This window comes from Pedobacter duraquae, assembly GCF_004362245.1.
Classification (GTDB): Bacteria; Bacteroidota; Bacteroidia; order Sphingobacteriales; family Sphingobacteriaceae; genus Pedobacter; species Pedobacter duraquae.
Genome location: NZ_SNWM01000005.1, coordinates 399,625 through 419,016, shown reverse-complemented (window position 1 = coordinate 419,016; position 19,392 = coordinate 399,625). Strand labels below are relative to the sequence as shown.

The following is a 19,392-nucleotide window of genomic DNA, read 5'->3' as shown; positions in this document are numbered from 1 at the left end:
GCTTGCCTAAATCCGAATCAAGCAGTACAATTCCAAAATAATAATTTCTCTTAGCGCCAGAAACTGATCTTATAAAAACGACAGGGAATTCCGGACTGAAAAGATCATAGCCCCTTAACTTACCTTTAACCGCCATCGCCCCTAAAAAAACGCCTTTTTAAGCCATTCAAAGGGGGTGTAATCATTCTCTGTACAATATTTCGCTTCAGCAGCCATAAAACACCTTTAAAGGCCGATTCCATTTTTTATTAAAAAAACTTTTTCTGAGTTTTTACTACTTCCAGGGCCGATTTTCCCCGTTTTCCGCGGGGGGTGTTACACCCCCTTACACTGCCACAGGTTTTGGGAATACTGTCTCTTTGTAATGCAATTGCGAATGAACAGAATTATAAATTTTTAAAACTTAAAAAAATGGGAATTATCAGATTAGGAATCCTGGGTGGATTCAGAAACAAAGTAGGATCAGTAGTAGGCGCTTCGTGGCGCGGATTGGATACCATGAGAGGTTATCCTAAACCAAGTAGCAAGGCGCCAACACAAGCACAGCTGGATGTCCGGGCCAAATTTAAAATCGTAACGGATGTGATCACACCGCTAGCCAGCGTGATCGATGTAGGCTTTAAAGCAGCAAGTAAGGTGGAGACCCAGCGCAATGTAGCACTAAAGGCCAACCTCGCCGCAGGGATTACTGGCATCTCGCCAAACTTCAGCTTCGATTACGAGAAATTGCAGTTCAGTCAGGGCAGCCTCGAAAATGCCAGGGAAGCGCAGATCACCACCGTTACGGGATCGAAGATTAAGTACAACTGGGCAGATGTGTTTAACGACGACAAGGAACGCCCAACCGACCTGGTAACCCTGGTGGTGTACTGCCCCGCGCTAAACAAATGGGTGAAACTGCAGAATGCTGCACCGCGCTCTGCAAAAACCTTTACCCTGCAAATGCCTGCCGGTATGATGGGCAACCCGGTGATGTGTTACATTTCCCTTGTCTCTACCACAATCAAAAACCTGGCCTCAGACACCCTGTACCTTGGAACACTTACTGCAATTTAATTAACAAAATGTAAACCACAATAACCCCAGGCTTAGCCTGATGTATAGGCGGACAGCAATGGTGACGCGCTGCTTGGCCAAGTCTGGGGCTTTGTTAAAATAAATAATCATGAACACTTTATCTCAATTGAAAAGCGAAGGTCCCTTTAAACCGGATCTTGCCAAAATTGCCCTGATGGGCTTAACCCTGATCCTGCTCTGGCAACTGATACCCATGTTGCTGCGCGCTGTTGACCAAACATCAGCCAGTATAGATCCGTCCATCTGGATGTTGATCCTGCTGGGCAGCATCGCCCATCTTGGCATCACGGCATTGAGCTGGCTACTGTTAAAATGGTTTTGGAAAGGGCTCGGTTTGCCTAGCCCAGACTATATGGTTACACATTTTAAAACCCTTGAGTTATGGCAACAGCTAAGCTTTTTCTGGGGATCATTTGCCTTGCTTTTATTGGCAGGAGCCATGTCCCTCATCGCCATCTGTTAACGCAGCAGGCAGATCAACTCCTTGTTATCGCAAGCCAGCAGCTGGGTGTGCGCGAAGCCACCGGGCACAATGATGGCCAGGCTGTAGAAGCCTATCTCGGCTATGTTGGCCTGAAGAAAGGTAACCCCTGGTGCGCAGCCTTCGTATCCTGGGTGTTTAAACAGTCGGGTTACAACCAGCCCAAAACAGCCTGGTCGCCAGACCTGTTCCCCGCCCGCTACTGCGTTAAAAAAGTTATTCCCGGATTAGTGTTCGGGATCTATTTTCAGGAACTGGGTAGGATTGCCCACTGCGGTTTGGCAACCGGCATACACCACGACTGGCTAGCATCTATTGAAGGCAATACCAATGTAGCTGGAAGTAGAGCGGGCGACGGGGTATACCGCAAACTCAGACACATCAAAACCATCAGCAAGTTTGCGGAATGGCGGAGAGCACCTTTAGCCTTGAGCGCAGTAAAGACGCTGCATCCAGCTGCTGCCGGTATAATTTCTACCCGTGTAGACCATGGAAAGGAGGTGGAAGATGTTAGTCCACACTAAATTGCTACTGATAGTTGGCAGCGTCCTCATCCTGCTGTCTGCTTGCCAACTGTTTAAAAAGACGACAACCGACAATACTGCTGAGAAAATACATTCAGCAGAAAGCACGAATCTAACTGCGCATGAATTAAATAGCGAACAACTGTCGAGACAAATAGTAGCCGTTAAAAATGATAGCGCGTTGGTTCAAACTTCGCTGACGATATGGCCTCGTGGACCTTTTAAATTTTCGGCCGACAGTGGCTTTACTGGTACAGCCGAGCGGATCCAGCTCACAACTTCTACTAAAACTGGCTCTGCGCAAGCAGGAAAAGAAACTTTAAAAAAACATACTGTATCGGTGGCTGACAAAAAAGTATCAGCTAAAGCAACTGCCGATAAGAGCAGTACCAAAAAAGCTAAAGTGAGTTCGCCGGAGGCGTTCCCCTATTTAGTGATCGGCGTGATTATAATTGCCCTCATGATCACCCTGGCAGGCTATCTGATTGTAAAAGCCCGCTAGCGTACCCTACCTGCAAACCCCCGTGATGGCCTTGCAAATTGTTCTTTGACATCTTGAAAAAAATGCCTGACTGGAGCGCGTCAACCATATGCCATCAAGCAAGTAAGGTTATCTGCAGACCCGGCCGACCTGCTTTTAGCCTTGCTTGTTTTGATTAAATTGCCAAGACATAGCTGCTCAAAATTGAAAATTGGACAAAGAAAACATTTTTCCTACACACTATGCATCCTCGAAAAAATCACCCTGCAATCCCGGACAACTACCCTTCAAAAACGTGCGCTGGACTAATTGATGCTGTTTGACAACACCGAAATAACGAACGCTACAATCTTAGGATCCCCAATTCGGGTATTTTTATCTTCCTTTATGCTTTACAAAACTTGCATAAATAGGGCTTATTAACTTAATAATAGGACTTGAACGAAATTAAAAAAGAGTAGACGTTGATTAAGCGCCTACCCTCATCTAAACCCACTTAGAAAAAATCTGCTAATAACCTTTAACTACCCTAAATCTCAATTGGAGTTATAATAAAATGTTCTATAGTAATATTCCATTCTGAATACAACTTGATAACCACCAAGACCTATAGTAATACCGGCAAATCATACTCACGACCTAAAGCCATAAAGGAATGACTATGAGACGCTTATTGCACAATATAAAACCATATTTCTACATTTCAAAACTTTCAGTTGTGAATAATTAGCACAATTATATAAATCCTAATAGCAAACACCTACGCAACTATCGAAAACGTGTTCTGGAAATAATTGATGTTGTTTGATGACATGCAAATCTTCTCTTCAAGATTTGAGGAAGAAAACAATATCAATTATTTCATTTCATATCCTGCCCAAGCACCAAAAAATTAAGCAATAATCATTTAAAGACACATCCATATTGCTTGCGAGGGATTATTAACAATTCGTTATTTTAAATCATTTAGCAACAAACGATGCGAGAGACGAATCATAACTTAATCGTCGCAGCCTTTTTGAGATGCCCTTCTGTTACAGGCAACGTATTTAGTGCGAAAGCACTGGTAGCAGCATCCGAATCATTGGAAGCTTCCGTAAGGAACTTAACCGCTTTTTCATGTTCGCTCAACAGCATCCTGAGGTATTGTTTATCGAAGTCTTTACCTTTCAATTTTTCCAGGGCAGTTACGCGATCCTGATCGCTGAAAGGAAGAATCACAGGCATCCTTACACCTTTGTCTTCAGCAATCTTCTTGATTTCTGCGATTGGCTTGCGGTAATCCTTAACAACTGTTCCCGCAAGCACTTTCACTTTAGGATCGCTACTTTGCGTAATTGCCAACTTCGCGGTCTCCACCTGCAACATCCCAAATACAACTGCTTTATAATAGATGTTATCCTCTTCTGAAGAGGTAACGTTGACTGCTGTATCCGCATTAGAAGACCCTGCAGAAGCCATCGTTGCCGTATCATTTGCTGAACCTTTCGGCCTGTCGTTATTTGAGTTACCGCTGCACGCGGCTAATAAACTTACTGAAGAGAGGAGTGCGATTAAAATTGTCTTTGATCTCATGGTTTATAGTTTGGCTGGTATACAACAAATAGCGAACGCTAATGTTTCTTGGTTTCGTGGCGTCTGCATTCCCATATACCATAGTAGCGCTCCTCTCAGTTAAAATACTTCTTTATCAAATTTCCTCAACTAGTGCAAAAAGTGCCGGAATTCCTGAAGTAGTCTTTCAGTACAAATGTCTATGTTGGATTTCAATTGTTTCAAAGGAATAGTTGGAATGTAAAATATTTATGTTTAATTTGTACTTAACTTAAAAGTGAATACTTTTGTCATCGAAGATTTTTCCGTAGACGATCAGCAGGTCTGCAACTTCTATACCGTAAGGTTTGAAGGGCAGGAGGCCTCAGAGACCCATAAGTTTTACGAACGGTTCTATTTTGATGAGGCAGGCGAGTTCTATGATGATGCGCAAGATATCCATGCGCTGATTGAGGAATTGGCAGAGAGAGGGACAAAGCTAATTTTAAGGGCAAGAGCAGAGGCAAGAGTGTTTGCACTACCTCCAAAAGGAATAGTCGGTGACTGTGAGATTGAAGTCTTTGGAAATAATTTGCGTTTATACTATGTTGAATTGGCACAGGATGTGCTAGTTTTATTAGGCGGGGGGATTGCCCATGAAGGGCCGGCAGGGGATGTGCCAATGCAGTTTAAAGAGGCCCAAACCTTTGCCAAAAAAATTTTAGAAGCAAAAGACACTTTCTTTGAAGTTCGTGGCAAACGTTTGGTTTCGCTGGAATCCAAAGAGATTATAATTAACTAGATTATGCAAAGTCAAATTTTTCTTAAAGCAAGGGAAAGAGCAAATCCGGAGAACCGGATCTTCGTTTCTAAGAACCTTGCACTGATCGAACAGCTTCACCATGTGATGGACGAGTTGGGTTGGAGCCAGAAAAGATTATCTCAGGAATTGGGAAAATCAGAATCTGAGATAAGCAAGTGGCTAACCGGCCTGCATAATTTCACGTTCAAGAGCATCAGTAAACTGGAGGCAGTGCTGGGAAGGGAGCTTTTAGTTACTCCAAAATCCTATCAACACCGATATACTGCAAACGTGGAACTACATGTGCGAAAGATTGGAACGCAAGTTCACTCACAGTTTATGGCAAATAGCAATCTCTATGCTTGTGAAACAAATGTGAAGGTGAATTGCGATGGCAAGACGGTCGTGGTCAGAAATGATAAGAGCTACCGCTTTGAAACGGCAAGTGCATGGGGCTCTTCAATAGAAACCGATCAACATCAACCTGGAAATGAAAGAACTAACGCAGCCTAAAGGCGTCGTCATTCCCGAGAAAATACACCTGCTTGGTGTGAACATTGCCAATGCGCAGGTCAATTCATCCATCTCGGATTCTGCGGGATGGGATGAGCTTACGCTTAATATAGGTTCCGCGACGCTTTTCAACGAAGATTACTTGTGCCGCCTCTCACTGATGATAGATATGGAGAAGCCAGGAGAAGATGGACAGCCGCCAATGATCAAGGCAAACTTCTCAATAGATTTTGATTTCCAGATTGAGAATATTATGGAATTGATAGTGGTTGAAGAGGGAAGTAAAACTGTGGTCAATGCGGCCCGTCAACTTGGTATTAGTTTGATGGGTATAGCATATTCGACTGCTAGAGGAATAATATTAACGAGAACTGGAGGCACCGTACTCAATGGACTAATCCTGCCTGTTGTGGATACGGCGAAGTTATTAGACGCACCGATCAAAAAGTAAATACGCGAAACACCTGCCCATCTTTTTGGGGCTGCCAATTCATTGAAGCCGCAGATGATCCCAGGTGAACCACCCCAATTGATATAATTTTGCTTAAATTGAGGTAACTCTCCAACAGTCGCAAAATTTCAGGGTAACTCCGCAAATCCATGCTCCCTTCGACCTAAGCCTAAAACGCTGGGCCTATAAATGACAGGAAAGTTTGATGCGGTACGCTCCTGTCCGGTTTCGCACAGGAATGTACAATAATGAACATTGTTAATACTAATAAGCAACCATTTAGGCCTGTATTTATGCCTATTCCTCATTTTTATTACTGGCATAACAAATGGTCTGGTGTTTTAAATTCGACGCTATGAACAGTAAAAGTTGGTTACCGGTCTTACTGCTAGTTATTACATGCACAGTTTCCTGTTCTTTGCCAAAAGAGCCAGTTCGCACTCAGTCATTATCGTTGATGGACAGCCTGAAAAGGACAGCTGACAGTATTAAAGTTGAGAACATCGTTGTACATAATTTGTTTAAAAGCCAGGTTTTAGCACATCGCGACAGCGGCAAATATGATAGCCTGATGATTTTAAATGGGGTTTATCTCCCGCACAAGAAATTGTGGGATAACTGTTATGGAACGATCTTCGGATCAGAAAACGCTTCCAGGTTCAATACTACTGCCGGTATGATGGCCTGGAATAGAACACTATATCTGGACAACAAAACCCTCTTTAACGACAAGATCAGAAAGCTGTTAGCCATGAATTTGGATTCTATTTTAACTGTAAATCTGAGGAAGTTCAACAAAATGGCTGGCTATAAGCCTAAAGCCGTAATCAGTATATTGTTTACGCCGATTCAGGGGATCGGTTTTGGTGGCTGCGATGCAACCCAATTTGCTTTAGAATTGAACTATATAAATAATGATCTTGACTATACGATAAATAAGGGCATACCACACGAACTTAATCATTTAGCCTACGAGCCAAATAGAATGAAAGATCCTAAGCACGACACAGCATTGGCACAAACGATTGACGAGGGTTTTGCCTGTTATTTCACATGGGTGTTTTTTAATGGAGCGATTTCCAAACACCAGGCGGTTGAAAACATGTCAGCAGCAGATTGGAATTGGTACCTTACCCACGAAAAAGAAATATTTCAAAAAGTAAATAAGTACTTTGATGAAACAGGGGAAAACCCGCTATTACGCAACAATAAGTTTAAGTTGTTTCCTGATGTCCCCAAGACCCTTTTCTACTGGCTAGGCTTTAGAATCGTAGAAGCCTATGTTCAAAACAACGGATCAGATTCCTGGAAAGACCTATATAGATTGCCAAGCGGCGAAATCTTTAAACGAAGCAGATATGGAGATCAATTTGTCCAATAACGCCTAAAACATTGCCCCCCCCTTTTCAGCGAAGTGTTCTGGAAATTATTGATGCTTTTTCGCCTACTACATCTAACAAATCTGCAATCTTCGCATCCCCCCTTTTCAGCGACGTGTTCTGGAAATAATTGACGTTGTTTGGCCTAGTCAATATAACAAACTTTGCAATCTTCGGATACCCCCTTTTCAGCGACGTGTTCTGGAAATAATTGATGTTGTTTGATGACATGCAAATCTTCCCTTCAAGATTTGAGGAAGAAAACAACATCAATTATTTCACCCACACTGTCCTGCCCGCCTCAACCTTAACCGTCAACAATCCAACAATAGATGAGTTAAGCTAGTACCGATTTCACATTAATTTAGATAAAAACTTTACTATCTAAAATTAGAAGTATCGTTTCCCATTACTTCATGGATTTATTAGACTAGTTTACAAAATATGTTTGGCTAAGCGTCAGTATTTTAATAATTTAAAATACCTTATAATAATGGAGGAGGTCTAACATGACAGTTTTAGAGGCGGTGAAAAAATCAAACCATATCAATCATGAAGAATTTGAAGAAATTAGCCAGATCATCTTTCAATCAATTGCTTTAAATGGCAGTGTTAAGAGTTCATCTTATATATCCAAGAAAGAAGCGCTTTTAACTTCGTTTTCAGATTTTATAGCGCAATATTTGAAATTAAATTTTACTGGTTCAAAACAGAATAAGCTAACATTAATCAAAATTATCTCCAAATTGAATTTGCAAAAGGAACTCTTCGAATTAGCCAGTGGCGAGACTAAAATTCAAGACTTCCATAAAGCTAGCCAGAGTCTTGGTAAAAAGTCACAATCTGCTTTTGTTGAAAAATAACATCTTAATGCGTTATGGAAATTATTGATGTTGTTTGGCCTAGTCAATATAACAACCTTTGCAATCTTCGGATACCCCCTTTTCAGCGACGTGTTCTGGAAATTATTGATGTTGTTTGATGACATGCAAATCTTCCCTTCAAGATTTGAGGAAGAAAATAAGATCAATTAATTTCACCCTCACAGTCCTGCCCCCTCAATAAATGCAGGTAATTGTCGTTTCGTGGATTACCCAAAGGCTTAGCTATTACCATTATAATTTATTATTTTTGTTTTATGACAACACTTACAATCGATGTTTTGAATGAAAATGCATTAAATCTATTGAAAGATTTGGAAATGCTCAAAATCATTCGTGTTAGAAAAGACAACAGCGTAGTTAATGCGGACTCTGAAAAATTGATTGCAAAATATAAAGGAGCGATGACTGCCCAACCTTTACACGAAATCGAAAAACAAATAGACGACCTGCGTAACGAATGGAAATAAGTTATCTTTGGGATACAAATACAGCTATATACTACTTACAGCAACTTTTTTCTAGAGAAGCTTAAGATTTTATGGATGGTGTTCTTAAAGAATCTGTTCCGGCTATTTCAGCTATTACGGAAATAGAGTTGTTATGCTGGAAAGCCGCTACCACAAAAGATCTTTTAACATTAAAAAGTTTCATAGGTGATTCCGTCATATTTGAATTGGATCGAATCGTAAAAGACAAAACGGTAGATTTTCGTAAGGAATATGCTATAAGGTTACCCGATGCTATTATTGCAGCCACCGCTCATATAAATGATCTAACGTTTATTAGCCGCAATACAAAAGATTTCCATAAGATAGAAGGATTAAGGCTAATAAACCCATTCGAACTTTAACGCTACTTGCCCGTCCTGTGTAAATTGAATGACACATGAATTCACAGAACCTTATAATCAGCTACGTGTTCTGGAAATTATTGATGTGATTATCCCCAACTCAGGTAACAAACTCTGCATTCTTCGGATCCCCCCTTTTCAGCGACGTGTTCTGGAAATAATTGATGTTGTTTTGATGACATGCAAATCTTCTCTTCAAGATTTGAGGAAGAAAAACAACATCAATTATTTCACCCTCACGATCCTGCACAACACATAAGTTATATTCTGGCCGCCAGATATTGAGCAACTTCCGCCAGGCGGTTACTAAAACCCCATTCGTTATCGTACCAGGTTGCAACAGACAACAGGTCCCCTTGTTTCGCCGTAAGGTTGAGGTCAATGATAGACGAGTGCGGGTCGGCTACGATCCGAGCAGAAGTCCACTGATCTTCCAATACATCTAAAACGCCCTTCAGTTCTGGCCCTGTTGCCGCTTTACGGAAAGCCTCGTTTACATCGGCTACAGTACAGGACTTTGTAGTGATTAAGTTCAATTCCGCGATACTTCCCGTTCTTGTCGGCACGCGGTAAGCCTTACCTGTAACCCTGAGGTCACTCCAAATAAATTGCAGGGCCTTTGCCGCACCTGATGATGAAGGGATAATGTTCTCCGCAGCAGCCCATGAATCCCGGATATCGGCCATAGGCTGGTCTGTAAGTGACTGCGAATTGGTATAAGAGTGCACTGTAGAAAAGAGGCCATACTCAATGCCAAATGCTTCTTTAATCACCCTGATGGGAACTGCAAGCGCATTAGTTGTGCAGCTTCCCATGCTGATAATATGATGACTTGCAGGGTCAAACTGTTCGAGATTTATTCCTTTCAACAAAACCGCATCACAGTCTTCCAGGGACTTACTGGGCGCGCTGACGAGCACATATTTCGCGCCTTGGTCGAGATGAGCCTGTGCACCTGCCCTTTTTGTTGCTCTACCTGAGCAATCTACAACGAGGTCGACTCCAAGTTTGTTCCAGTCGGGTATCCCATTGGAAGAATCTACATAGGCAATCTCATTCCCGTTTAACAAGAAGCCTGTTGCTGAGGTATCCACAGTTCCTGGCCAGCGACCATAATTGGTATCCACAGAAAATAATGCACCGAGTGTCTTTACTGCTTTCACATCAGCGATGGCTTGCGGAACAAATAAATCCCTGTCCAGCGCGATCCTTAATAATTGCCTTCCTATCCGGCCAAAGCCATATATAGCGATCTTTTTCATAGTATAATGTTTGTTATTTAAGTTAGAATTGATGTGTGTGAATGTTAATAGTGTAAAAAAACCATTTATAATTCCGGGGCTTGGAAACCCTCCGTTTCCAGTATTACGTCTGATATGACCATGGGAAACCGGATTGAGACTGTAACCCCCTGGTGATCATTGATATCAAAACTACCACTGAGCTGGTTGGCAAGACCCCTGATCAGTGTCATTCCTAATGAATTTGCCTTCTCAAAAGTGAAGTTTTCCGGCAGTCCCACCCCATTATCACTGATACGGATCTCAACCTGTTGCGCAATTTCTTTTACGTGGATCTGTATCTCTCCGGATCTTTCTCCGGGAAACGCATATTTCAATGCATTGGTTACAACTTCATTCAGAATGATCCCCACCGGGATCGCCTGAGAAACGTCAAGCATGATCATGTCAATATCAAAACAAAGCTGGACCTTCTGATCACCCTTGTTGATCGAGTAGTCCAGTCGATGTACCAGTTCAGCAATGTAAGCTGCTAAGTCCACTTTCGAAACACTGTCGGTACGGAATAACTGGTCATGTATCAATGCGATAGATTGAACACGATTTTGCCCTTCTAATATGGCATCCTGGGCTTGTTTGTTTTGTAAATACCCCGACTGTGATGCTAAAAGGCTCATTACGATCTGCAGGTTATTTTTCACCCTGTGATTAACTTCCTTGATCAGCAGATCCTTATCCTTTAAAAGATGATCTTTGTCCTTTAAAAGTACATCCTGCTGCATCAGCAATTCATCTTTTTCGCCGATAAGTTGGTTCTTGTCGGTTACCAGCTGTTGAAGTTCCACGTTCTGCCCGTCAATTTCACGCTTTTGCTGCAACAATTTGGCGTTACTCCGCTGTTTTAACCGGTACCGGCTGTAGATGAGTGCGGTGATGACTGCGAGCATGATACTGCCGGCAATAATCACTTTCTGTATCAGCCGATTACGTTTCAAAATATTATCTTTCGCCAGTGCTTGTTTGCTAAGTGCCTCTATCTGGTCATTTTTCTTTTCAGTATCACTTTCTATTTGCAGTAGGGAAATCTGATAGGTCTTAGCTACATTTAGTCCAGAATCAATTATCCTTTGATAATTCCGGTAATGAGTAAAAGCGGATTTAAAATCACCTTTTATAGAATCAAGGCGATAATAGTCATATTCAATAGCTTTATTATAAAGTGGCACACGGTGTTTGGCGGGGATCGCAGCCTGCAGGTCTGTATAATAATAGGCCATAGAAAACTGCCGGGTATCCAAATAGTAGTTAGCCAGATTATTGTAACTGCTCAGGCGTTCTAAATAATTGTCGGCTGGAAAGTTTTCCAATTCCCTTTTCAATTTTTGGACATAAATTGCCGCTTTCTTATACTGCTTGGCATAGGTTAGGCTACTCAAATAACATAACGCTACGCCAAGTTTATCATAATTGACGGTGGATAATTTTTCCATTTCCGCAAGTAGTGGCAGGGCTTTAGAAATTTTATTCAACCGGGTATATTCAAGTGTCAGGGCAAAATATACGGTCATGATATAATCACGATCATTGTAGCGCCTGGCAATTTCTAAGGCCTTTAACGAATACGAAAGTGCCTTAGGATAATCCGACATGCTGATATAGGTAGTTGCCATACTGTGATAGATACTGCAAAGTTTAAGGGTAGAATCCCCCACAGCATTTGCGGTCTTTATCGCTAAGAGATTGTATTTCACGGCATCCGGGTAATCCCCAAATCGATTGGAAGTCCGGGCAATCATCCAATAAATGCCCTGTACGGCTCTGTTGCCGAGCACCTTATTCACATTCAATGCTTCGAACAGGAGTTTAATAGCTTCTGTTTTTTTACCGGCGAGGTAATACATTTCGGCATTGATCTCCAGTGCTGCTGCAAGCCTGTGCATGTTTTTTTCATGCCTGAAGATTGCAGTAGCTTTATCATAATAATGGGTTTTAAGGCGCAAGCTATCTGGAATGTGGACAGGAAAGCTTTCGGCAATTGCTATGTAGGACTCTGCAATCCCGTTAAAATTCTTCACCTTTTCGGAGAAAACCAGCGCCTGTTGGGCAAGCTTAAACCCAATATCGGGTCTTCTTTTTTGACTGAAACATATTGATCTTAATACCACTGCATTGATCACACCTACCCTAAAATTAATCTTACGGCTTTCTTGCTCTGCCAAAACACCAAAATTCATTGCTGAATCGATCGTTTCTACCTTACCTCCTGATCTGTACAAAATTGTACGTCCTAAGGCCAGCTGTATCTTTATCTTTTCCGCTCCGTCCTTAGTGTCCCGTAATTTCTGCCATAACACAGATTCAGGCCCATCATTTGGGTCATTCCTTTGTGCTTTAACCGGTTTTGAGATCAAAATAATCAGGAATAGTAAGTAATAGATTTTCATGACAATTATTTTAATACGGCCTTTCCAGGCGCGCTAATAAGTTGTGCTTTTGCATCACAGCAATTCAATACTAATGTATTGCCCGCTATTGACAATAGATTATTAGCTGTCTGATAAATAGTATCAGTTTTCTGATAACTATCGTTTTTTTCACACCCAGATCTGAATCACTAAGGAAATTCAATTTTCATGAATTCACGTCCCGTCATCATGATCTTACAATCAGGTGTTTCGATTATCTAAAATACTTATACTTATTGGAACAATCAATGAGGCCCGCATTTTTATGCACATTATTACTTCTTTGCACGATCACGTTCTCGCTAATCGTGTTGATAGCCGCCATAGAAATTTACAGGACTCCAGCTTGGCAGCGCCTTTAGTACCATTGGAGCATTTTGCTTAAATTCACCTGAACCATATACAGCTTTCCCATTTAAAATGGTCAGCTCTGCACGGATATTCTTAATGTCCGCATCGGCAACCTTCAAGTAATCGGCTGAAAGAATCACCAGGTCGGCCAGGTAACCCTTTTTCAGCGTCCCCCTATCTTGTTCCTGATGGATCAGGGATGCACTGCCTTGGGTGTATAATTTGAGTGCAGCGATTCTGTCCAGCCGGTTTGCTTTCGCCGTAAATTCAAGTCCACCTACTGATCTTCCCGTCACGAACTGGTAGATCCCGATCCAGGGATTGTAGCTGGAGACCCTTGTGCCGTCAGTGCCTCCGCCTACCCTGATACCCTTGTTTAACATGCTGCGTACTGGAGGAGTATTCATGGCGGCATTTTTTCCATACCTGGAGATAAAAGTTTCAGCCTGAAAGGCCATACGATCCTGGACTGCAATGCCGCCGCCAAGTGCTTTGATCCGGTCAAGATTTTCATCGCTGACAGTTTCCGCGTGGTCAAAAAACCAGGTGAGTCCGTTCAGCGGTGTTTCTGAGTTTACTTGTTCGATCACGTTCAGGAAACGACTGATACTTTCATTATAGGTTGCATGTAACCTGAACGGCCAGCGATGTTTTACAAGCTCGGATATCACAGCTTTTAACTGTGGCTCCATCATCGCCGGGAGCTCGGGTCTCGACTTGTCAAAGTTCTCAAAATCGCCGGCGGAAGCTACAAGGTTTTCACCGCCACCCTGCACATAATATTCGGTCTCTTCATTTTCGGAAAGGTTTTCCTTACCGTGCCCGGTAATCTCGACCATGTTCATCCACCTGATATAATCGTCCAGTTCTGTGCCTGGCTTTTGAGCGAAAAGATAGTAGGGCAGCCTGACAGTAAGTTCAGCTTTTTTAGCTAACAAATCGGTAATCCCATAATCATCGGGGAAATTCTGAAAACCTCCGCCTGCGTCCATTACGCTGGTAACGCCCAGTGAGTTCAGTTCGGACATAAATAATTTAGTAGAATTTATTTTTTCAGCCTGGCTTAATTCGGGTAATTTTGATAGCGTGGAGTATAATATAAACGCACTGGGCTCTGCGATCAAAAGGCCGGTTGGCTGGCCAAACGGATCTTTTTGGATAAGGCCGCCAATAGGGTTCGGCGTATCGCCGGTGATTCCCAGTTTTTCAATGCCTGCTATATTTAAATAAGCCTGCCCATACAGATAAAGTATAAAGGTTGGCGTGTTGCCTGTTGCTTCATTTATCTCAGCTAATGTGGGCAGGCGTTTTTCTTCGAACTGGTATGGTGTCCAACCTCCTACAACCCGCACCCACTGACCGTCAGGCGTGCGGGAAGCCTGTTCTTTGAGCATCGCCATCGCGCGCTTCAGCGTTTTTACGCCGTCCCATCGTAGTTCTGTAGTGTAAAATCTGCCTCCACGAATTACATGCAAATGCGAGTCGTAAATTCCTGGAATAATTGTTTTACCCCTGGCGTCAATAATTTGTGTCCCAGTGCCTTTGAAGCGAAGTACCTGTTGTTTGTTGCCGACTGCAATTATTCTGTTGCCAGCAACTGCTATCGCCTCTGCCACAGGCTGCAGATCATCCAGGGTAATGATTTTCGCGTTGATAATGATCATCCCTGCCTTTTGCTGAGCAAAGAGTGGGTTCGTATAGCTCAGAAATAGGATTATTGTTAACAAAAGTTTCATGTCTATATGCTTTAAAACAAAACGGTGGAAATCTCCACCTTTTATCTGATCAGGTTAATGCTTGATCATTTCCTGTCCGTACTGGATACCTATACCATATGCGCCACCGTATTTTTTAACCAGGTCGGTAGTGGATTTATAGGTTTCAGACCTTGCCCAATCGCGCTGTAATTCCAGTAAATATTGCATAGCGGTAATTGGATGTGCACCTGCCTGCACCATTCTGGTGACTGCCTGTTCATGCGCCTCTTTAGATACATCACCACAAGCATCGGTAATAAAATAGACATTATAGCCTTCGTTGATCGCAGATAATGCCGGGCCAACGATACATACGCTGGTCCAAAGCCCACCTAAAACGATGGTTTTTTTACCTTTGCCGGTAACGGCTTTATATACGTTGGCATCTTCCCAGCTATTCATGGTGGTCCTGTCCAGAAAGCCCGATGTAGCCTGGGGGAAAAATTCAGTTATTTCCGGAAACACCGGTCCGCTGAAGGATTTTGCCGCTACCGTTGTTACGACTGTAGGTATGTTAAATATTTTTGAGGCCCCCGCTACCAGAGCTGCATTGCTGCGCAATGACTCGATGGTAATATTGCCGGTCGCAAAAGCCATCTGACTTTGATAATCGACCATGATTAGCGTGTGGTTTGTGGGATTTAGCAATGCCGGACTAGGTTTTTGAGCAAAAACACATAGTGTTGTTGCTGCAAGGATCGATGTTATAATCAGCTTTTTCATTGTTTTTATTGTTTTTTGTGTTTCAAATTTGTTTATAGTATGTTGATGCAGATAACCTGATGTTTCGGCCTTGCGAAGAGACCAGAAAAAAAGAACGGCACATAAGAACATGTAACCCATCGGGCCGTTGTCAAGATCAACGGACTGGTGCCAATAGAAAAAAAAACCGCTGGCCGCGCCTGTTAATAGCATCAAAAGCATATCTGAGCCATGTAATTTTACCCGGAATATTTTTTTTGAAATGATCTTGATAACTGGTCTCATGGTGGGCGTAGAAACTCTCCCGCTATATAGCGGGAGAGCCATTATTATAGGGTTAGCAGGGCTTTATGGTTTAACTTTACGATCCAGAAAATCTTTTATTTTCTCCGAGATCTCATTGCCATGGCTTTCCAGTGCAAAGTGGCCGGCGTCAAACAAGTGAAATTCCAGGTTTTTAACGTCTTTCTTGTAAGCTTCAGCGCCGCTTACCGGGAAAATGTAATCGTTCTTTCCGTATACGATCAGCATTTCCGGATTGTAGTCTCTAAAATACTGCTGCCATTCTGGATATTTAGGCGGATTGGTGCCGTAATCATAGAACATATCCAGTTGTATCTGATTGTTCTCCGGCCTTTCTAAATGGCGAAGATCCATTTCCCAGTTGTCGGGGCTAACCACCGATGTATCCGGAACACCATGTGTATACTGCCATTTTAAGCCATCCGGTTGATGGAAAGTGCTTAAAGTATGTTCCGCCTCTTTGTTGCTGTGGTCTGCCCAGTAAACTTTGAACGGATCCCAAAAAGTTTCCAGACCTTCTTCATAGGCGCAACCGTTCTGAACAATAAGCGTATCAATTTTTTCAGGATTCTTTGAGGCGATCCTCCATCCTACCGGCGCGCCATAATCCATCAGGTAGAGGCTGTATTTATTGATGTTCAATTTATTTAAAAGTTCTTCGATTATTACCGCATAATTGTCAAATGTATAGTCGAATTCTGCTATAGGCGGCTGCTCACTTCGTCCGTAGCCAGGGTAGTCGGCTGCGATCAAATGGTATTTATCCGATAATTGATTGATCAGGTTCCTGAACATAAAAGACGATGCCGGATAGCCGTGCAACAAAACAAGAGTAGGGGCATCTTTAGGCCCTGCTTCACGATAGAAAATGTTGACACCGTTGATGTCGATAAAATGGTAAGTTGTCTGATTTTTCATGTTTTTGACTATTAATGATTACTATTTAGATATATTTTTACCGGATTATTGCTGTTTACCGGCCTCAATCAAAAGTAGGTGCCAGTGTAAAATTTTGTATATCACGCTAATTATAGCTATCATTATTAAATTGATATATAAGTATTTAGCATCCGAACCATCCCCTTCCGGCCTGAAACAGAAAGACCACCGACTGTTGCCTGTGGTCTTTCTGTTTTATACGCTAAACTGGAATAAGCTGTATTGATTGCTGGTAGCCAGCCGGGGAATGGAGGATTTACAAATGCGCAAACAAAGCTATTTGCTGTATAGCATGTCCTGACGGTTCAAAAAAGAACGGATAAGCTGCGCTACCTGAATCCCATATTCTTCGAGCAGAAAATGCCCGCCATCGAACAAATGCACTTCGGCATCAGGCAATTCCTTTTTGTAGGCCAATGCACCGGAACCGGGAAAAATATTGTCATTTTTACCCCATGTAATCAGCATAGGTGGTTGGTGCTCGCGCAGATAGCTCTGCCATTGTGGATATTTTGGAAAATTGCTGCCATAATTTGCAAAAAGTATTTTTTGAATCGCTTTTTTACCTGGCTCCTCAAAGAACAAGTGGTCCATGTAGTAACTGTCAGGACTGATACGATCCGGATGTAGCGTACCTGAAACGTATTGTTCTTTAATACCATCGAGTGTCATCATATGTTCTATTGCTGCATCCAGACCTGCAAAGTCTTGCGCATCTGTCAGGGCAGCTATCTTTTGTACATGGGGTCCTAATCCCTCTAAAAACACATTGGCATTTTGAATAATGATACTGCTAACCAATTCGGGTCTTTTTGTAATGATCCTGAATCCGACCGGGCCTCCGTAATCCTGCATATAAAAAGTGATATCGTGTAACTTAAGGGTATCAATAAATTGCTCCATGATGTCTGCTAAGTGGTCAAAAGAATAGTCAAATCCGGCAGGATCGGGACAGCTGCTATAACCAAAACCAGGATAGTCGGGCGCGATCAAAAAATAATCTGAGGAGAGCTGTTCGATCAGGTTGCGGAACATATGGGACGAAGACGGAAACCCGTGAAGTAACAGAATGCTTGGTTTTTTCGGGTCGCCGGCTTCCCGGTAAAATATTTCTATACTGCCAATCGCGACCTTTTTGTACCGAACATAAAATACATCGTTGATTTCTGTTGTTTTCATAATTTGCTTATTTATTTTTTAGGATAGCTTGTTTAATCAGCTCAATTTTTCAATGCTTAAACTTTGCTTATACTTAAGTTGATCAAATTTATGGTGATGTCTAAAAATAGATCTGCCATTTAAATAGTAAGTCCTATCAGTTTTCTAATGGCAAATGACTGCCTGAGCCAGCTACAAAATACAATTGGCCTTCAATGAGTTGTATAGCTTATAATTTTAGTGATAACAGTTATTAGCGGGATTATTGGCGAAATAAACATGGACCAGGCCTTGATGTGTAGCTTTAGCCAAATCATTCCTATGCCCTTACCTACCAAATACCTCCTTAGCCTTAGATTAATCAAAAGGCAGCACAGATTCTCCTTTAATATAATTGAATATTCGGTATATTCGTTTATCGATAGGATAACCTGGTTTATCCGGCTAAAATTTATGAAATCTGCTGTTCAATTTAAACTTGATAGTATAGCTCATAATCTCGCCGTGCAGATTTTCCGCGCAGTATTTATTACCCTTGCTTGTATGACAACGGTGTATGGAAAATCTGAAATGAACTACAGAAAAGTTAAAAATTCAGGCGTAATGACCGCAAAATATGAAGCCAATACAAGTAACGTACGCTTTATTGCAGCAAATGACCAGTCAGACCAGAATATCAGGCACGGATCGCTAGTAAAAAAAATGACCATACTGACCGGGGGCGCATTATTGGTGATCATTTTCGTTCTTTTATTGCTGCTTTTCCAGACCAGGCGCAGCAACAACCTGTCCTTCAAAATCCATCAGCGGGAACTCGACCAAAAAAACGCAATAATTGAAACTCAGCTCAATGATCAGGAGCGACTGATGAAAGAAAAGGAATGGCTGATCAAAGAAGTGCAGCACAGGGTAAAGAACAACCTGCAGATGGTTACCAGTTTGCTATATTCGCAATCTGTCTATTTGGAAGACGATGCTGCTATACAGGCGATAAAAGATAGTTTGCGGCGCATGCAGGCCATGTCCCTGATCCATCAAAAGCTCTATCAGGATAATGATACAGGCACTATTTCTATGCCCGAATATATTGATGACCTGGTGAAATACCTGCATGAGAGTTTCGATGCAGATAATCACATTGTTTTTGAACAGTCTATAGCTCCGGTAGTGCTTGATGTTTCGCAGGTGATTCCAGTGGGCCTGATCTTCACCGAAAGCATCGTCAATGCGATCAAGTATGCCTTTTTGAAAGGTCAGCAGGGGATCGTCCAGTTATGGCTTGGTCCGGATGGGCCTGCGCATTTGTTGCTGAAGATCTCGGATAATGGAAGAGGTTTACCTGCGGGGCTCGGTGCTAAAGAACATAATTCTTTTGGTCTGGACCTGATCCAGGGACTTGCCAAACAATTAAAAGGTAGTTTCCAGATTGAAAATAATAATGGCGTACACATCACGGTCCGTTTTGCGGTATCGCAATAACGCAGGCATAATTTAGGATAGG

Annotated in this window: 19 protein-coding genes; 12 read left to right on the top strand and 7 right to left on the bottom strand. The window is 42.2% G+C overall.

Annotated elements, in window-relative coordinates:
• The first annotated feature begins 411 nt into the window (after positions 1-411).
• The 4 genes from CLV32_RS19725 (at position 412) to CLV32_RS19710 (ending at position 2,584) form a co-directional block, all read left to right on the top strand.
• Positions 412-1,056 carry a DUF6266 family protein gene (locus tag CLV32_RS19725; RefSeq protein ID WP_133558671.1) on the top strand — a complete coding sequence of 215 codons (645 nt, stop codon included), beginning with the start codon at positions 412-414 and terminating at the stop codon, positions 1,054-1,056.
• A gap of 109 nt (positions 1,057-1,165) precedes the next feature.
• Positions 1,166-1,540 (top strand): hypothetical protein, encoded by a 375-nt coding sequence (locus tag CLV32_RS19720; RefSeq protein ID WP_133558670.1) that lies wholly within the window; start codon positions 1,166-1,168, stop codon positions 1,538-1,540.
• Positions 1,459-2,082 carry a C40 family peptidase gene (locus CLV32_RS19715; protein WP_208111057.1) on the top strand — a complete coding sequence of 208 codons (624 nt, stop codon included), beginning with the start codon at positions 1,459-1,461 and terminating at the stop codon, positions 2,080-2,082. The genes CLV32_RS19720 and CLV32_RS19715 overlap by 82 nt, the downstream gene beginning before the upstream one ends.
• A complete protein-coding gene (locus CLV32_RS19710) occupies positions 2,048-2,584 on the top strand; it encodes a hypothetical protein (protein ID WP_133558669.1) in 537 nt (178 codons plus the stop codon). The genes CLV32_RS19715 and CLV32_RS19710 overlap by 35 nt, the downstream gene beginning before the upstream one ends.
• Positions 2,585-3,556: 972 nt before the next feature.
• Here the strand turns inward: CLV32_RS19710 and CLV32_RS19705 are convergent.
• On the bottom strand, positions 3,557-4,138 hold the full coding sequence (locus tag CLV32_RS19705; RefSeq protein ID WP_133558668.1) for a DUF4142 domain-containing protein: 582 nt from the start codon (positions 4,136-4,138) through the stop codon (positions 3,557-3,559).
• A gap of 256 nt (positions 4,139-4,394) precedes the next feature.
• Here CLV32_RS19705 and CLV32_RS19700 point away from each other — a divergent pair, with 256 nt between their 5' ends.
• From CLV32_RS19700 to CLV32_RS19670, 7 genes are all read left to right on the top strand, one after another.
• On the top strand, positions 4,395-4,898 hold the full coding sequence (locus CLV32_RS19700; RefSeq protein WP_133558667.1) for a hypothetical protein: 504 nt from the start codon (positions 4,395-4,397) through the stop codon (positions 4,896-4,898).
• 3 nt (positions 4,899-4,901) lie between these two features.
• Positions 4,902-5,411 carry a helix-turn-helix domain-containing protein gene (locus CLV32_RS19695; RefSeq protein ID WP_133558666.1) on the top strand — a complete coding sequence of 170 codons (510 nt, stop codon included), beginning with the start codon at positions 4,902-4,904 and terminating at the stop codon, positions 5,409-5,411.
• Positions 5,389-5,862 (top strand): hypothetical protein, encoded by a 474-nt coding sequence (locus tag CLV32_RS19690; protein ID WP_133558665.1) that lies wholly within the window; start codon positions 5,389-5,391, stop codon positions 5,860-5,862. Before CLV32_RS19695 ends, CLV32_RS19690 begins: the two co-directional genes overlap by 23 nt.
• Before the next feature lie 355 nt (positions 5,863-6,217).
• Entirely contained in the window at positions 6,218-7,243 is a 1,026-nt protein-coding gene (locus CLV32_RS19685) for a DUF2268 domain-containing putative Zn-dependent protease (protein ID WP_166641988.1), read from the top strand.
• 507 nt (positions 7,244-7,750) lie between these two features.
• Positions 7,751-8,104 (top strand): hypothetical protein, encoded by a 354-nt coding sequence (locus CLV32_RS19680; protein ID WP_133558664.1) that lies wholly within the window; start codon positions 7,751-7,753, stop codon positions 8,102-8,104.
• Positions 8,105-8,379: 275 nt separating this feature from the next.
• On the top strand, positions 8,380-8,592 hold the full coding sequence (locus CLV32_RS19675) for a hypothetical protein (protein WP_133558663.1): 213 nt from the start codon (positions 8,380-8,382) through the stop codon (positions 8,590-8,592).
• 71 nt (positions 8,593-8,663) lie between these two features.
• Positions 8,664-8,975: a type II toxin-antitoxin system VapC family toxin gene (locus CLV32_RS19670; RefSeq protein ID WP_133558662.1), complete on the top strand. Its 312-nt coding sequence runs from the start codon at positions 8,664-8,666 to the stop codon at positions 8,973-8,975.
• 260 nt (positions 8,976-9,235) lie between these two features.
• Here CLV32_RS19670 and CLV32_RS19665 read toward each other — a convergent pair whose 3' ends face one another.
• The 6 genes from CLV32_RS19665 to CLV32_RS19640 all read right to left on the bottom strand — a co-directional run bounded on the left by CLV32_RS19665 (position 9,236) and on the right by CLV32_RS19640 (position 17,912).
• Positions 9,236-10,237: a type I glyceraldehyde-3-phosphate dehydrogenase gene (locus CLV32_RS19665; RefSeq protein ID WP_133558661.1), complete on the bottom strand. Its 1,002-nt coding sequence runs from the start codon at positions 10,235-10,237 to the stop codon at positions 9,236-9,238.
• A gap of 65 nt (positions 10,238-10,302) precedes the next feature.
• Entirely contained in the window at positions 10,303-12,660 is a 2,358-nt protein-coding gene (locus CLV32_RS19660; protein ID WP_133558660.1) for a histidine kinase dimerization/phosphoacceptor domain -containing protein, read from the bottom strand.
• Positions 12,661-12,983: 323 nt separating this feature from the next.
• Positions 12,984-14,768 (bottom strand): amidohydrolase, encoded by a 1,785-nt coding sequence (locus CLV32_RS19655; RefSeq protein ID WP_133558659.1) that lies wholly within the window; start codon positions 14,766-14,768, stop codon positions 12,984-12,986.
• 54 nt (positions 14,769-14,822) lie between these two features.
• Positions 14,823-15,818, bottom strand: a complete 996-nt coding sequence (locus tag CLV32_RS19650; RefSeq protein WP_243732367.1) for a hydrolase — start codon at positions 15,816-15,818, stop codon at positions 14,823-14,825.
• Positions 15,819-15,839: 21 nt separating this feature from the next.
• Positions 15,840-16,712 carry an alpha/beta fold hydrolase gene (locus tag CLV32_RS19645; RefSeq protein WP_133558658.1) on the bottom strand — a complete coding sequence of 291 codons (873 nt, stop codon included), beginning with the start codon at positions 16,710-16,712 and terminating at the stop codon, positions 15,840-15,842.
• 297 nt (positions 16,713-17,009) lie between these two features.
• Complete coding sequence (locus CLV32_RS19640) at positions 17,010-17,912, bottom strand: alpha/beta fold hydrolase (RefSeq protein WP_133558657.1); 903 nt, start codon at positions 17,910-17,912, stop codon at positions 17,010-17,012.
• A gap of 432 nt (positions 17,913-18,344) precedes the next feature.
• Here CLV32_RS19640 and CLV32_RS19635 point away from each other — a divergent pair, with 432 nt between their 5' ends.
• On the top strand, positions 18,345-19,370 hold the full coding sequence (locus CLV32_RS19635; RefSeq protein WP_208111056.1) for a sensor histidine kinase: 1,026 nt from the start codon (positions 18,345-18,347) through the stop codon (positions 19,368-19,370).
• Positions 19,371-19,392 lie beyond the last annotated feature (22 nt).

Coding starts and splice junctions, on each gene's coding strand:
- CLV32_RS19725 (WP_133558671.1), top strand. CDS start 412: ATGGGAATTATCAGATTAGGAATCCTGGGTGGATTCAGAAACAAAGTA.
- CLV32_RS19720 (WP_133558670.1), top strand. CDS start 1,166: ATGAACACTTTATCTCAATTGAAAAGCGAAGGTCCCTTTAAACCGGAT.
- CLV32_RS19715 (WP_208111057.1), top strand. CDS start 1,459: ATGGCAACAGCTAAGCTTTTTCTGGGGATCATTTGCCTTGCTTTTATT.
- CLV32_RS19710 (WP_133558669.1), top strand. CDS start 2,048: ATGGAAAGGAGGTGGAAGATGTTAGTCCACACTAAATTGCTACTGATA.
- CLV32_RS19705 (WP_133558668.1), bottom strand. CDS start 4,138: ATGAGATCAAAGACAATTTTAATCGCACTCCTCTCTTCAGTAAGTTTA.
- CLV32_RS19695 (WP_133558666.1), top strand. CDS start 4,902: ATGCAAAGTCAAATTTTTCTTAAAGCAAGGGAAAGAGCAAATCCGGAG.
- CLV32_RS19690 (WP_133558665.1), top strand. CDS start 5,389: ATGAAAGAACTAACGCAGCCTAAAGGCGTCGTCATTCCCGAGAAAATA.
- CLV32_RS19685 (WP_166641988.1), top strand. CDS start 6,218: ATGAACAGTAAAAGTTGGTTACCGGTCTTACTGCTAGTTATTACATGC.
- CLV32_RS19680 (WP_133558664.1), top strand. CDS start 7,751: ATGACAGTTTTAGAGGCGGTGAAAAAATCAAACCATATCAATCATGAA.
- CLV32_RS19675 (WP_133558663.1), top strand. CDS start 8,380: ATGACAACACTTACAATCGATGTTTTGAATGAAAATGCATTAAATCTA.
- CLV32_RS19670 (WP_133558662.1), top strand. CDS start 8,664: ATGGATGGTGTTCTTAAAGAATCTGTTCCGGCTATTTCAGCTATTACG.
- CLV32_RS19665 (WP_133558661.1), bottom strand. CDS start 10,237: ATGAAAAAGATCGCTATATATGGCTTTGGCCGGATAGGAAGGCAATTA.
- CLV32_RS19660 (WP_133558660.1), bottom strand. CDS start 12,660: ATGAAAATCTATTACTTACTATTCCTGATTATTTTGATCTCAAAACCG.
- CLV32_RS19655 (WP_133558659.1), bottom strand. CDS start 14,768: ATGAAACTTTTGTTAACAATAATCCTATTTCTGAGCTATACGAACCCA.
- CLV32_RS19650 (WP_243732367.1), bottom strand. CDS start 15,818: ATGGCTCTCCCGCTATATAGCGGGAGAGTTTCTACGCCCACCATGAGA.
- CLV32_RS19645 (WP_133558658.1), bottom strand. CDS start 16,712: ATGAAAAATCAGACAACTTACCATTTTATCGACATCAACGGTGTCAAC.
- CLV32_RS19640 (WP_133558657.1), bottom strand. CDS start 17,912: ATGAAAACAACAGAAATCAACGATGTATTTTATGTTCGGTACAAAAAG.
- CLV32_RS19635 (WP_208111056.1), top strand. CDS start 18,345: ATGAAATCTGCTGTTCAATTTAAACTTGATAGTATAGCTCATAATCTC.